The sequence below is a fragment of the Mesorhizobium sp. L2C066B000 genome (assembly GCF_000502335.1).
In the GTDB taxonomy this organism is placed as follows: Bacteria; Pseudomonadota; Alphaproteobacteria; order Rhizobiales; family Rhizobiaceae; genus Mesorhizobium.
In genome coordinates, this window is record NZ_AYWZ01000004.1 from 488,141 (window position 1) to 501,557 (window position 13,417).

The following is a 13,417-nucleotide window of genomic DNA, read 5'->3' on the forward strand; positions in this document are numbered from 1 at the left end:
AACTCTGGCGCCGCTTTACGTGACGGCTGGCGCAGCCGACGATCGGCAGAACAATGTTCCTGCTGAGTAGAACGCACGTCCTCTGGTGAACCGCTACCGCCGTGTCGCATTGTCTCGGGCGTGGTGGTCGCCTGGGTGATGAACGTCTTCGGGTTTCCGGACGATGGCCACGCGCTCGACCGGATAGCGGAAATACCCAGATTTGCCGTTGACCTACTGCTGCTCGACCTCGTCGGAGATCGCGGTCAACAGATGGGATGGATGTGCTGGCACTACGGCAGTTTGACAAGCCGGCCATCGGGGCGCTAGCACCGTCCAAAGCCAAGAGTCGCAGGGCAGAACTGACCGCACCCAGCGGGCCGCGGGACCCATCAGCTAACGGCCAGGTTGGTACCTCAAGGCGCATCAGCACCATGGATGTCACATTGTCCTTGTTGCGAGCGCGATTTCGGAACTTCGTTGTGACGCAGTCTGTGCACAGAGCGCACCGCTGTAAGCAAATGAGCGGACGAACGACACCCAGTGGAGGAGAGAAGTGATGCGGCGTCAAGATCCTCCGCGCTTTGCGGCAAACACACTGATCCCTCTTCACAACCCGGTCTTTCGTTCTATCTGGACAGCCACGCAGATATCCAGCCTTGGCTGGCTGGTGCAGAGCGTGGCTATAAGCTGGCTCATGGCGACGATTTCAGCCTCCGATCTAATGGTTGCGCTCGTACAGGCTGCATCGACACTGCCCGCGTTCTTCTTGTCGATCCTTGCTGGAGCCATTGCAGACAGCTTCAGCCGCCGCGGCGTGATGCTTGCCGGACACTGCCTTATCGCACTGGCATCCACGGCGCTGGCACTCGCTGTGGGACTGGGCTTTGTTAGTCCATGGCTGATCCTGGGACTGAGTTTCTTGGCCGGATGCGGCTTTGCCTTGAACGATCCAGCATGGCACGCGTCGGTAGGCGATATCCTGGAAAAGCGCGACATACCCGCCGCAGTGACGCTGATGTCGGTGGGCTACAACGTGGTTCGGAGCATAGGACCGGCGCTGGGCGGTGTAATCTTAGCTTTGCTAGGCCCCCTTACGGCTTTCGCCCTCGCTGCGCTGAGTGACTTGGTCCCGTTGAGCGCTGTTCTGCGCTCAAAGTGGCAAGTTCGCTTTTCGCCTCTTCCGCGCGAGCGGATGACTACGGCCATTCATGATGGCATGCGATTCACGGCAATATCCTCAGAGATCAGAGTGGCGATTGTGCGTGCAACCCTATTCGGGCTGTCAAGCATCTCGATCCTTGCTCTGCTCCCCCTCCTGGTTCGCGACCAGCTGGCGGGAGGGCCAATTGTTTACGGGGTGCTATTGGCTGGCTTCGGCACAGGCGCCTTCATAGCCGGCATTGGCAGCAGCTACTTGAGACGCATTACGTCCCAGAACCGATTGATCACGCTCGCATCCGTTGCTTGCGCAACGTGTTGCCTTTTGATGGCCCTCACATCGTCGGTGGCTGTGGCGGCGATCGCGCTTGCAATCGGTGGCGCTGGCTGGGTTGTCACCTGGACCGGAACCGACGTGTGTGTGCAGTTGGCAAGCCCAAGGTGGGTCGTTGGTCGGACCCTGTCCATCTATTACGCCCTGACCTACGGCGGCATGGCAGCGGGCAGCTGGATCTGGGGTGCTGTCGCGCAGTACTATTCGCTGACGTGGGCTTTGGAAGGTGCTGCAGCGGCACTGTTGCTGGTCGCGGCTGTGGGAAAGCTATTGCCAGTGCGGCTATGGGAGGAATCGGATCAAGCGGCCGTCGACTTCAGGCCACCAGAACTGGCCCTCCCTTTGAAACCCAGGAGCGGTCCGATCGTGATCAAGGTGGAGTACTCGATACCCGAGGAGAGTATCGATGAATTTCTGAGCTGCATGCGCGAAAGGCGGCGCGTTCAGAGCCGCGCCGGTGCGCGGGACTGGACCCTCCAGCGCGACCTTCAGAAGTCGACGCTTTGGACCGAGACATTCCGCACGCCGACATGGACGGACTATCTTCGTCTAAACCATCGGCTGACGGTGAATGACAGGGAGGTAGGCGAGCGCCTTGCCGCTCTGCACATGGGTGATTCTCCGCCTCGCATCTCACTTTCAATCGAGCGGTCGACAAGCCCCGCCCCCGGCAGCCAAGTCCAGCCTGTGCCTTTTGTATCGCGCCCGTGAGATAACCAAGACTTGTCTGGGCTTGGACACGGAACGAGCTACTCCTTGATTTGTCGAGCCTTCCCGGATTGCAAATCGTTCCGGCCGGTTAGGCGACCATGAGAATTCGCGCGGCAATTATGTCAATCACGGGTCCCATGTTCAGCCCGCCCCCCCTCTGCCGCCAGATCGGCTTGAGCACGGATTCAGGTCGCCCGTCCTTTGCATAGCGGCGGGCAACGAATAGCAAGGGGGCGGAGGGTATCCCCGTCTGCGAAGCGGGCAGAGGAGGAATCCGCAAGGCGGGTTGCTGGGGAGAGGGGTCGCGCGCCTCTTTCCGCCTCACTTAGAAAACGTGCGGCCAAGCACGTTCATGTCGGCCGTGGGCGGCCGCAACAATTGCCTACAAGGCGCAAGCGTCGTCACATATTAAGCGTAGCCGCGCGACAACCATCCGTGGTCACGCGCAATCCTGCGAATTGTCAAGCGGAGACAACGATCGCGGCACCAAGCAAAGTGGCGAACCCGATTCTGCTCGGGAGATCCCAAAGCTCTCCGAACCCTATTAGATCCATGAAGCGAAACACGGCGCCCTGAAGCAGGTAAAGCAGCAGTGTGCTCTGACCAAGCTCCACCGCAACAAAGCGAGCTACGCGAGTTGAATGGCCAACTCTCCAGCATAGGAACATAAGCTGCATTGTGACTGCAGAAGTTGCTACGGAGCCAATGAACATCAGCAACACTTGTCTCGCCGACTCTCCATCGTAGATCGAAACGAGATTGTTGTAGACGTAAGTCTCCCTTCCCCAAACAAGAAAGCACACTCACGGCGTGCCGAGCAGCTTGGCCAAGGAGCCGCACTGGGGCCTCCGGAGTGAGTGTTATCGCTCAAGCAGCCACGTCGGCGCGGCCTAAAATCTTCGATGAGCGCGTCAGGAGAGCGTCGATCTCCACATTTCTTCCAGGAGATCGTCCCCACATCATCATGGCCACGGCTCTAACGGGCTGGTGCCCTCCCTTTCCCGTTTTTTGTCTCGATGCTCGGTTGCGCCGCCCGCCGGGGCAAGGCAAAAAAATCGTCGAGGCTGAGCCCCCACTGCGGCTTCGGCGAAATATTCATCCACGGGTTCGCATCACCGCGGGCAGCGGGCGAGTTCGTCGATAGGAGTGCGGATGGAAGTAGGCGATGCACATCGTCACCAGCGGCTCAGATTGTGTGAGGTCCACGGCTCGCTGGTTTCCGCCGACGACGGCGCGGACGGCATCGGTATGCGCAGAGCGGGTCCGTCGGCTTGGCGTCAGTTTCGGGGCAAGGGGCTATTGCTGGTCGCGCGGCGCTGAGTTGGGCGGAAGGATCGACGGCGCAACCCGGGGCTCCCGCGCGACGAGCAGGTTTTTTTCCCGGTCTGACCTGGCCTCGACTCCAGATGTCGCGATGACCGACGTGGCCGGCGCGATTGAACGGGTCTCATGCCCAAAGCTGCCTCGGTGCCCAGTAGCGGCACCGCATGACCCACCCGGCGCTGCTCGAAGTAAACCGCGGCCAGCCAACATCCGAAGGTGCGCCAGACCCGATGTCGCGGCGGCCTGATGGCTCCGGCGCCGTGCCGCGGCAGAAAGCTGCCGATCTCGTCTGGCATGGTCGCTGACCGCATCGTCACCCGGGCCATCGCAGCGACTTTTCTCCGTTACAAAGTCCCCGCGGGACGGACTGCCAGTTCACGCCAGGGCCAACAGCACCCGCAGGGGCGACCGCCGCGTCTGCCGGTCCTGCGAGTAGAATAAGATCGGGAAGTGCGGCTTCATCCTCGATGCCAGAGCTCGCTTCGCCGTACCGCGGCCGCCATAGCCCCTTGCGCTATCACGAGTCAGCCCACCTTTCTAGCTGGCAGCCATCGGGAGCCGATCCGCAACCACAGGGCGGCACCTGTCGGCCCGGCTTCCGTGTCAACGCAGAACATGATGCATATTCCCAGCGCTTTTGACAGAGCGAACTACAAAATGCAGAACACTGACTCTCCGCCAAATGAATGCTGCGAGCAAGCAGCAGGCGGAGGAACTCCGTCTGGGCTGAGTACCTGTTTCAACGTGAACAAATAAATTGTAGCCAGTTCACGAAACGCCAGGCCCGCTCCTCTGCCGTCCGATCGTCCAGGAAATCCCCTCGGCGCGCACCACGCCAGACACCTCCTTGCCGATATGATGCTCAAGCACCGGCCGCCAGGGCACCAGCGTGAACTCGCGCGATTTCTCGATGACAGCGTATTTTCCGCCGGCGAGCTCGACGCAGCGGCGCAGCGTACCGTCTATTCGATTGCCATGCTGCGCTTCAGAATACGAGAGCCCGAGTTCGTCCGAGAGCTGACTGGCAACACGGTTCAGCTCTCGTTGGCGCAGCATTGAAAGCATGTTGGCGCGATAGATGACCCGATCCTGCGCATCATGGGCAAGACCTTGCGCGATCAGCCACTGCTGTCGGCGGGCCTGGACCTGACGTACTTCTCGACCGAAGCCAGAGTCGCGCAAGGACTCAGGGTGGGCTGATATCAGCTCCTGGTCGATCCAGGTGGCGCCGTCAAAGCCTACTTGGCTCTCCAGCGGCATTGATGAGAGCTTGTCGACGACAACAGGCTGGGCCCTCGCTCGTTGACGCTCGTAATCCGCGACGCGGTTGAGATGGTCGGGCGCGACTGTCCATGTGCCGTCCGGCTCGCGCTCGACGCCACCGGTCGCACGGCGGATCGCCTCCAGTCGCCGCACGTGCGTTTCGGCAAAGCGTTCGGTGGCCGAGGGGTCATGCTTGAGATGGATATCGATGCTGTAGCGCCCGTCGTTGACCGTGGCGATGCCGGCAATTGTGCGGTCGACTTTTCTTGGCCCGGTGTCCCTCGGCCTGATCCGCACTATGCAGCCTTCTGGTGTCGGTTGGGTGGCCTCGCCTTTGCCGATATCAAAATAGTGGCTTTTGCCGTCCACGCCGTCGACGACGAGGTAATGGCGGTCAGTGATTTCGTCGGCCAGCCCGCGCCCGACGACACGTCCGACCACGGTTTGGGCCGACCCGTCGGATCGATCGTGGATAAGATAGTCGGCGGCACTGCGGACGAGCCCCTTGCCGGTCAGCTCGCGATGGATGGTCTTGACAATGTCGCCGCGCTCGCCGATGCGGCTTAGCGTGGCTTCGAGATCATCCTCCAGGCGCCAGCGACCCGAAGGCATCTCCTCGGCGAGGCCCATCCGCTCGAGCTTGCGCAGGCGGCTCTGGTGCAGCGTCTGGCGAAAGGTGTCTCGGCTGGCTGGTGAGACATGCCCCTCGTCGCGCATGCGCATCAGCTGCCGGTCGATGCTGGTGAAGCGTTCCTGCTCCATCTCCTGGCGCAAGCGCTGCTCGATCTCGCGGTCGGTGCGCGGGCCAAGGTCGAGGCTAACCAGTTCGGCTGCGCGCTCGCGCAGGCCAGAGGAGATGTAGTCCCGCGCGATGACGAGGTTTTCGCCGTGATCGTCCCTGCCGCGCACGATGATGTGGGTGTGAGGATGGCCGGTGTTGAAATGGTCGACGGCCACCCAGTCTAGCCTGGTGCCGAGGTCTTCTTCCATTTGCGCCATGAGGCGCCGGGTGAGCAGCTTCAGGTCATCATACTCGATACCGTCTTCAGGGGCGACGATGAAGCGGAACTGATGACGGTCACCGTTCGCGCGATCGAGAAAGGCCCTGCCGTCCGCGTGGTCTTTGTCGGCAGCGTAGAGCTCGCCACGCTCGCCTTCCCGGGTGACGCCGTCGCGCTGGAGGTAGCGGAGGTGCGCACGAGCTCCGTCGACTCCCTTGCCGGCCAGCTTGACGATGCGTGCCTTGACGACTGCGCGCCGCTGCCGAAACGCCGCGTGGCGGTCGCGTGCTCTAAGAACGGCGGCAGCAGCCCCGCCGCGCCCCACCCGGCTTCCGATGAAGCGGCTGCCGCGTCCGCTCCTGCCGCCTGCTCGGTTGACCGCGGCCTGGACCTGGCCAGCGTAGCGTTTGCCCGCCTTCGAGCCGCGCGAGCCAATTTTGCCGAGCCTCGGCGTGAATTCGTCATCCTGCATGCGGCCTCCGATGAACCAGCAGCAAAATCAGAGGCTTGCGCGCCAGACCCTCCTGGACCCGCAGGCAACCTCCCGGGAAAACGATGTGCAGACAAACACTTCGCCGCCTCAGGAGGCGATGCCTTTATCTTGCCTTCCGCGGACCTGCCTCCCTGCCCCCCGCCCGAACCGCGGTAGCCGCTGCCCTCACCTGCGATCCGGCCGGCCTGACCTTGCTCGCTCCGATCCGAGCGGCACCAGGAGGTGGCCATTCGGGCCGGTCACGGAAACACCGTTTCGGAGGAAAAACAGCGACTGCCCGGAAGGGATTCCCGGCGCGCTTTTGGAACGGGATTTGTCGGTGAGCGCGTCCATATCGGCGGCCGAAATGCCCGCCGCCTTGACCTCTTCCAGATACGAAACCGTCTCGCTGGGCAGTGGCCGCCCACGCTGCAAATGCTGTTCGTAGCGCTCCGGCCCGGCGTTATAGGCTGCAAACAGGCCTGGAAATCCGAAGCGGTCATACATGGCGCGCAGATAGGCAGTGCCTGCCAGAATGTTGTCGCGAGGGTCGTGCGGGGCGGCTCCCAGGCCAAGCTCTGCGCGCAACTCCTCGTAGGTGCCTGGCATCACCTGCATCAGGCCAATGGCACCGGCGCTCGACGTGACCGGCCGTCCATTGAGCCTTGTCTGCCCCCGGCTTTCGGCATCCATGACGGCATAAATCCAAGTCTGTGGAATGCTGAAACGCCGGCTTGCTTCGGCTACGAAGGGCTGCCATCTTGCAAGCTGCGGACTATGGGAGATGACGACCGGCTTCGTGTTGGTCGCCGCGGAACAGGAGCATGGTGCGAGAGACACCATGCCCAGCATCAGGAGGGTCACTCGGTCCATAGCGGCACGAGCCTCCCGATGATATTTTCGGTCGGCACCGGCCCGAAATAGCGGCTGTCGAACGAGCGATTTTTGTCGCTGCCGAGTAGGAAAACCTCGGCAGCGGCGAGCTTTCGGCAGGCATTCCACCAAGGCAGCGGACGGTGCTGCGTGTCGGTTGCAAGCCGGCGCGCGACAATCTCGCCGCCGATGATGATGGCGTCGCCGAAGGCGCAGACATGCTCGCCAGCCAGCGCGGCAAGGTGCTTGACCAGCGGCACGTTGCTGGGCAGATAGAAGCGTTCGGCGGCCAGATAGACGACCGGTTTTGGCGGGCGGACGAGTACGAGATCACCAAGAGCCGGCGATCCGGACGCGACGCGATAGAGGCCGACCGGCGCACTCGCCGAGGCGTTCCAGACCAGCCAGGGCGATGGTTTGCCGAAGGCGGCGAAGCCGATCAGGGCAAGGCCCATCGTGGCCATGGCGATCGTCTTGCGCGCCCGAATGCGCCGCAGATGGCTGCCGATCAGATGGATGGTGGGACGCCGGCTCATGAGCGGCCTCCCTCGCCGGCCGAGCCGGAATCGTGCCCGCCGTCCTCGGGCCCGGTCTCCTGCGCGTGCCCCTTCGACCAATCGTCGAGTTCGTCGATGTGATAGCGGACATAGCGGCCGTGCTTGCGGAATTGCGGGCCGCCGCCTTTGAGGCGCATCTTCTCCAGCGTGCGCTGGGACAGCCCGATATAGAAGGCCGCCTGCGCGGTATTGAGAAACGGACTGCCCTTCTTGGCGCGGGCTGCGCGTTCGTTTTCGTCGTCCATGATGATCCTCGTTTCGCTACGGACAAGCCAAGGCGAGGATCGGCGAGCGAGATCGTTTTGGGGACGGGCGAAGAGTGGGGGGCGAGTTTTCGCCGCCCCCTTCGGCGGCCTCACGGGTCCTGAGAGAGGACCCCGCGCTGGGGCGGCGCGGGGCTTTCCGGATCGGCCGGTTAGTCGACCGGGTTCCAGATGATGGCGTAAGTGTCGTCGTCATCCTGGCCGGCGGCGCGGCCGAGATTGGCGTAGAGCTTGCGGGGGCCAAACTCGGGGGCGGCAATCGACAGGCTCACATAGTCCTTGCCGGAGGTCTCGCCGGTGCGGATCCAGCCCGCACCCACTTCGACCCCTTGCGTCAGCACCCGGAAGTCGGGATGGGTGTCGGCGCTCTTTGCCTGATTGGGCACGATATCGATGTCGGCGCGGACGCTGAGCGTCTTGAGCTGGCCCTTGTAGCCGCCGTTTTCCTGTTTGGTGACGTATCCGATCGCGGTCATTTCCAGTCTCCTCTTGGTGCTCGCAAGGGACCATTCCCCTGCGATGGCGGACCGTGATGGGCGCGTCCGGACCGCCGGAACCGGGACGGCCGCAGCGATAGCGGAGGACCCGCGCGGGCAGCCTTTTTTGAAGCGAAGCGGCGCGAGGAAGCCGCCGCAGGCGGCGGGGAAAAAAGCTGCCGGCGAGGGTTTCGGGCGGGCCTGATCCGCCCATAGGTCGACAAGCCAGCCGCAGGGAATGGTCCCCGAGACACAATGGAGACAGGTGGCGCGATCGGTGACACAAGAAGCCGGCCGCAATGCAGAGCGCCGGCTGCGCGGGCTCTGTCGGCAACCGGATCGGACAATTGGCCACATGGGCCTTTGGCGCCTCAGCAAGCAACCCGGCGCGGTGCGGGGCTGCCGAAATGGGGCGAACTGGCGTCGGAATTTCTCGCGCGCGGCACTGGCTCGACAAGACGCCCAATCGGCAGCCGGCGTGGCCCGTAGCGGCGCGCGCGACCTGAGCGGCGGTAATCGAGAGAACCGCCGCTCGGGCCCTGATCGACTATTCGCGCACGAACAGCGGCTGCACTTGTGTCCACTGATCGGCGGTGCGGAGCCGCTGCGGCTGGTGTAGCTTTCGGCCGGGAATTTCATCCAGCGCGGCAGCCAGGTCTCGACCCAGGGGCGGCCATTCTCGCCCGCTAGGAAGTCGCGGATGATGTTCTTTTGCGTCTTGACCTTCTCGGCGACATTGCCGTCCGCGACCAGCTTGCCGCCGACGTCGGCCAGCATCGAATTGGCGATTTCCTTGTCGCGCAAGAGGTCGAAGAAGGCATCGTCCGGTTGCCACCATATGCCCATGTCGACGTTCAGGTGGTTGCCGAGCGCCTCGACGACGGCGCTGCCGGCTGCAAGCGTCTCGGCCATGACAAGGGTGAGAACGCGCATGACATCGTCGTCGCAGAGCGCCAAGAGGCGCGCGAACACGCCGGCGATAGCAACGGCGTCGCCATTGCCGCCGGCGACCAAGCTATCCTCATCCGGTGATCCGAGCAGGGCCAATACCTCGCGCCGCTTTTTGCCGAATGCGGCTTCAGCCTTGCAGCCGGCAAGGCTGGCAGTCACCGTCTCGTTGGCTGCGCGCTGCGGCTCAGGCCGCACCTGCCACAGGCCCGAACCGGTGATGGCGTGCGCCACCACGAGGCGCAGCGCCACGGCGGGATGGTCGAGCATGGCCGCGCGCACGGCGGCATGGCGATGCAGATCGATATAGTTGTGCATCGGGCCGGTGACTTCGGGGCGCGGCAGCTTGGCGGCTGTTTCTTCTTGCTCGCCGCCCTCGCGGGCGCGGCGGGCTTCCTTGCGTGACAGCCAGCCCTCGTGACACTCGACCTCGCCGCGATGCGAGACAGTGATGACGATCTTGCCGCCCTTCTTCTTCGGGGTCTTCTCGTGGTCCCATGCGTGGAAATACTGGCCCGGTTCCAGCGCACAACCTCGCTCCAGCCCTCGTTGAGATAGGTGTCGCGTTTGGTGGCAATCGCTTCGTTCTGCTTTTGCCAGAACAGGTCGGCATCGGCGAAATAGCTGTCCTCGCCGAACAGGTCCGAGGTGATCAGGCCGGGATACTCCTCGATGGCAAACAGTGCCACCTTGGTGGAAATCGACTGGCCGCCGAACAGCCATTGCTTCAATTGATAGCCACGCGGCGCGTATTGATCGGGATCGGCACAGAGTGCCAGCCAGTCCTTCTGCTGCGCCTTGGAAGACATTGTGAGATGGCGCACCGGCTCGGTGTCGATCTCCTCGCGCCGATAGGCTTCGCGGATTTTGGGCAAGAGGTCGCCAAGCGCCAGAATGCGTTTGACCTTGAGATCAGTGATGCCGAAGGTCACAGCGATGTCGAGAACGGTGCGGCCTTGCCTGACAAGCCGCGAAACGTCTCCCATTGCCATACTTCGTCAGGATCGAGGCGGGCGAGGTTTTCGATCAGGAAGCTTCGAGCGCATCGGCGTCGTCACCGTCCTCCATGATGGCGCAGGGCAAGGGATCGCCTTCACCGCGCTCGTCGGCAAGCGATTTCGCGGCGAAATAGCGCCGCCTGCCGGGTTGTCCCCGCCGCGGAGGCCGAAGGCCGACGCGGCGGGACGGTTTTTGCGCCTATCGGCGCTGCTGTTCCGCCGTGTCGGGCGGAAGCTCGGAATGGGGCTTTGATAGGGCGTCTGCTGCCTGCCGCAGCAGTCGCTCGGCCTCGGTGACGTGGCCGCAAAATGCGGGCGGCTTCGGCATGGACGGAGATCGGAAAGCGCGCCTGGAAATGCAGGTCGCGCTCTATGCCGAGGCCAAGCGGCCCTTTTACGGATGCAAGCTCGGCCAGACTGACGCTGCCAAGTTCGGGGAAGCCGAAGCCGAGATCGCAAAGACCGAACAGCGTGTCGCCATCGGCGTCGAGTTCGCTCAGAAGCGAGGTCGGGGCACCTGTCGGATCAAACAGTTTCACAACGGGAAAATGGTCGATGTCGGCGCCGGCGGCGCCATGGGCGAGCAGTCGTGCGCGCAGTGGATTGGTGATCAGGATCATGGAAAGACTCCTTGTCAGAACGGGTCGCGTTGACTTCTTGCGTCCGGCGGGAGAAAGGTTCACCGGACCTTCCTCTGATCCGCCTCCCCATTAGAGACCGACCTTGAGCAGCTTTGCGCCGCGCGCGGACACATCGGCGCGTCCATCAGGAGGGTTTGCCCGCGTGGTGATCGGCTGGACGCCGGAAATGAGCGTCTGCTCCTTTGCGGCGTCGGCTCGGTCGCGGTCAGTTGAGGATGCGCATCGTCATGCCGCAATCCCTTCTTGCGCCTCGCCTTCCGCATCGGCCGGAAGGCCAAACAGGAAATCAGCGGCCTTCGAAGCTAGGCTGGCGGCACGGAATATAGCGCGGTTGTCCTCGCGCAGCACCTTCAGCCATGAGCCGATGTAATCGGCGTGACGCACGGTCGGCTCGATGCCGAGATTGCTGCAGACGAAGGCGGCAGTGATTTCGGCGACCAATTCTTCACGCGCGTAGGCCTTGGAGCCGAACGAGCCGGAGAGGTCGCGAGCAAGCCGCGTCGGGTGGCCGGTCCAGTGGCCTAGCTCGTGAAAGCAGGTCCGGTAATAGTCGATCTGCTGATGGAACGCTGGCTGCGGCGGCACCTGAATGTGGTCGCTGCACGGCATGTAGAAAGCGCGATCGCCGCCGACCCTGAAATCCGCACCGCTGGCGAGAATGAGCGTCTCGGCCTGCGGCACGATCTCGCACTGTGGCAGCGGCTCGGCAGGGGCATGGAGGTGTTCCGGAAGATTGTCGCATTGCGCGACATTGAAGACGGTAAAGCGCTTCAGAAAAGGCACGGCCTGTGGTGCATCGCCCTCGTGGCGTGCGCGCTCCTTCTCGTTCTTTGGGACAAAGCGGTCGGCATGCACGATCGTCGTGCCGCGCTCGCCCTTCCTGACATTGCCGCCCAGGGCAAGCGCCTGCCGGAAGGTCAGCCAATTCTGGCTGGGATAGCTGCGCTCGATGACGGCGCCCCACAGGATGAGGATATTGATGCCGGAATAGGTGCGCCCCGTGGACGCATTCCTCGGCAGGCCGAGGCCTGCTTTTGCGCTGCCCCATGGCTTGACCCATGGCACGGTGCCGCGCTCCAGCTCGGCAATGATGCGGTCGGTGATCTCCTGATAGAGGCTTGCGCCTGGGCGCCTGCCCTTGCCTGCGCCAGCCTCTCCGCTGGTGGTACGCTTGCTGTTTGCACGCATGTGTTATCCTCCGCTCGCCAATCGCCGCGCCTTTCCCCGGAAGCGGGGTGGGCGGCGAGTCGCGACCGGAAAGGCCCGCCGTGGTAGGCGGACCGCATCCGAAGGACCGGAACGAAGAGGAGGACCCTGAGCGGCACGCGAAGGGTTGCGGGCTGCCGCGGCGGGTCTAGAAGGGAGTGCCGCCCGCCCCGCGCCACCGGGAAAGGCCAACAGACAAACCGCGCCGCCCGCAAGGGCGGCGGCCGTCACAGCCCGAAGGGCTGCCCACGCCAAGGGGCGAAGCCGAATGGCCGAGACCGCCTGAGCTTGCCGAAGAAAAGCGGGCTCGGTTCACGAGCACCTGGTGCGCGTCGTCAGGCGCGCGGGCGCCCGCCAAGTTTTTTCGCACATGGTCAGGCGCCGCAGTTACGTCGAGAACCAAAAGGCATCGGCGCCGTGCGCGCGGCTTCCTCCGAAAACCAGCGCTCGCCTTTCAACAAATTGAGGCGTTGTCCCACTCAATATTCCTGTCCGTGATCATGATAGATGCGGCGCGCCCGCTAGGACCGGAGGCTGGAGAGAATCTCGCACGGATCAGCGTCAAGGGCCGCAGTTATGTCGAGAAACTCGATGACATCGAGACGCCGCTCTGCGCCCTCGTACTTGGCCACGAAGGATTGGGGACGACCAAGCTTGTCAGCCAGCTGCTTCTGGGTCAGGCCTTTGGCCTTGCGCAGCAAAACCAGCCGGGCCAGGAACCGCTGGTGGCGGGGCGATCGAAGGGATTTGGGCATGGAGGCGAACCGGTCGGGTAAAGACCGGATCAGCGACTAATCCCGGTTTCGGATTATCCCATTTTGGGATATACTGCCTGCGCTCACAGGCGAGGTTCGCAGGCATGAATGGACCAATGGGAACAGATGAGACTCGAAGCTCAAGTTTGAGCGATGAAGTCCCCTGGTCGGAGAACCTCACGAGCTACGACAGGGAGCATTTCACGATCTACCTGCGGATCCTGGATGCCTGCGCCGAGAATGCCAGCGAAAAGGAGATGGCCGAGCGCATCCTCGGCATCGACCCGTCCATTGACCCGGTCCGCGCCCGCAAAGCTCTTCGCAGCCATATCGACCGTGCGAACTGGATGGTGACGACCGGCTACAAGGAACTGTTCGCCGGCTGATGCACAGCGCCCAATGCCACGTGTTTCGAGTAGGCAAGTCTCTGTAGCCAAATTCGGCAGCGCACGGCCG

10 protein-coding genes and 3 pseudogenes are annotated in these 13,417 nt (G+C 63.2%); 2 read left to right on the plus strand and 11 right to left on the minus strand.

Features of this window, described 5'->3' with window-relative positions:
• Nucleotides 1-538 precede the first annotated feature (538 nt).
• Nucleotides 539-2,185, plus strand: coding sequence for an MFS transporter (locus X733_RS151790; protein ID WP_023704122.1), 1,647 nt, complete (start codon nt 539-541; stop codon nt 2,183-2,185).
• Nucleotides 2,186-2,593: 408 nt separating this feature from the next.
• On the opposite strand, the pseudogene X733_RS1000000171445 reads toward X733_RS151790, so the two are convergent.
• The 11 genes and pseudogenes from X733_RS1000000171445 to X733_RS1000000168030 all read right to left on the minus strand — a co-directional run.
• Nucleotides 2,594-2,988, minus strand: a pseudogene (locus X733_RS1000000171445) (nodulation factor fucose acetyltransferase NolL); the annotation flags it as partial.
• A 346-nt stretch (nt 2,989-3,334) separates the two neighbouring features.
• Nucleotides 3,335-3,448, minus strand: a pseudogene (locus X733_RS1000000170785) (SMC-Scp complex subunit ScpB); the annotation flags it as partial.
• Nucleotides 3,449-4,276: 828 nt separating this feature from the next.
• On the minus strand, nt 4,277-6,244 hold the full coding sequence (gene rlxS, locus X733_RS151780; protein ID WP_023818734.1) for a relaxase/mobilization nuclease RlxS: 1,968 nt from the start codon (nt 6,242-6,244) through the stop codon (nt 4,277-4,279).
• 186 nt (nt 6,245-6,430) lie between these two features.
• Nucleotides 6,431-7,117, minus strand: coding sequence for a lytic transglycosylase domain-containing protein (locus X733_RS151775; RefSeq protein WP_023704126.1), 687 nt, complete (start codon nt 7,115-7,117; stop codon nt 6,431-6,433).
• Nucleotides 7,105-7,653 carry a S26 family signal peptidase gene (locus tag X733_RS151770; RefSeq protein WP_023697819.1) on the minus strand — a complete coding sequence of 183 codons (549 nt, stop codon included), beginning with the start codon at nt 7,651-7,653 and terminating at the stop codon, nt 7,105-7,107. Before X733_RS151770 ends, X733_RS151775 begins: the two co-directional genes overlap by 13 nt.
• Nucleotides 7,650-7,919, minus strand: coding sequence for a helix-turn-helix domain-containing protein (locus X733_RS151765; RefSeq protein WP_023672373.1), 270 nt, complete (start codon nt 7,917-7,919; stop codon nt 7,650-7,652). Before X733_RS151765 ends, X733_RS151770 begins: the two co-directional genes overlap by 4 nt.
• A 170-nt stretch (nt 7,920-8,089) precedes the next feature.
• Nucleotides 8,090-8,413 carry a DUF736 domain-containing protein gene (locus X733_RS151760; RefSeq protein ID WP_023672372.1) on the minus strand — a complete coding sequence of 108 codons (324 nt, stop codon included), beginning with the start codon at nt 8,411-8,413 and terminating at the stop codon, nt 8,090-8,092.
• Between the two features lie 1,106 nt (nt 8,414-9,519).
• Entirely contained in the window at nt 9,520-10,347 is an 828-nt protein-coding gene (locus X733_RS1000000170790; protein ID WP_023697816.1) for a hypothetical protein, read from the minus strand.
• Between the two features lie 211 nt (nt 10,348-10,558).
• Nucleotides 10,559-10,979: pseudogene (locus tag X733_RS01000000166220) on the minus strand (DUF2958 domain-containing protein).
• Between the two features lie 246 nt (nt 10,980-11,225).
• Nucleotides 11,226-12,188 (minus strand): zincin-like metallopeptidase domain-containing protein, encoded by a 963-nt coding sequence (locus X733_RS151750; RefSeq protein WP_023697813.1) that lies wholly within the window; start codon nt 12,186-12,188, stop codon nt 11,226-11,228.
• Between the two features lie 539 nt (nt 12,189-12,727).
• Nucleotides 12,728-12,961, minus strand: a complete 234-nt coding sequence (locus tag X733_RS1000000168030; RefSeq protein WP_023708050.1) for a helix-turn-helix transcriptional regulator — start codon at nt 12,959-12,961, stop codon at nt 12,728-12,730.
• A gap of 104 nt (nt 12,962-13,065) precedes the next feature.
• Here X733_RS1000000168030 and X733_RS151745 point away from each other — a divergent pair, with 104 nt between their 5' ends.
• Nucleotides 13,066-13,347, plus strand: coding sequence for a DUF2285 domain-containing protein (locus X733_RS151745; protein ID WP_081731646.1), 282 nt, complete (start codon nt 13,066-13,068; stop codon nt 13,345-13,347).
• The last annotated feature ends 70 nt before the right edge of the window (nt 13,348-13,417 follow it).

Bases quoted from the DNA above. Each gene is read 5' to 3' on its own strand.
- X733_RS151745 (WP_081731646.1), top strand. From the start codon at position 13,066: ATGAATGGACCAATGGGAACAGATGAGACTCGAAGCTCAAGTTTGAGC.
- X733_RS1000000170790 (WP_023697816.1), bottom strand. From the start codon at position 10,347: ATGGGAGACGTTTCGCGGCTTGTCAGGCAAGGCCGCACCGTTCTCGAC.
- X733_RS151770 (WP_023697819.1), bottom strand. From the start codon at position 7,653: ATGAGCCGGCGTCCCACCATCCATCTGATCGGCAGCCATCTGCGGCGC.
- X733_RS151750 (WP_023697813.1), bottom strand. From the start codon at position 12,188: ATGCGTGCAAACAGCAAGCGTACCACCAGCGGAGAGGCTGGCGCAGGC.
- rlxS (WP_023818734.1), bottom strand. From the start codon at position 6,244: ATGCAGGATGACGAATTCACGCCGAGGCTCGGCAAAATTGGCTCGCGC.
- X733_RS151765 (WP_023672373.1), bottom strand. From the start codon at position 7,919: ATGGACGACGAAAACGAACGCGCAGCCCGCGCCAAGAAGGGCAGTCCG.
- X733_RS151775 (WP_023704126.1), bottom strand. From the start codon at position 7,117: ATGGACCGAGTGACCCTCCTGATGCTGGGCATGGTGTCTCTCGCACCA.
- X733_RS1000000168030 (WP_023708050.1), bottom strand. From the start codon at position 12,961: ATGCCCAAATCCCTTCGATCGCCCCGCCACCAGCGGTTCCTGGCCCGG.
- X733_RS151790 (WP_023704122.1), top strand. From the start codon at position 539: ATGCGGCGTCAAGATCCTCCGCGCTTTGCGGCAAACACACTGATCCCT.
- X733_RS151760 (WP_023672372.1), bottom strand. From the start codon at position 8,413: ATGACCGCGATCGGATACGTCACCAAACAGGAAAACGGCGGCTACAAG.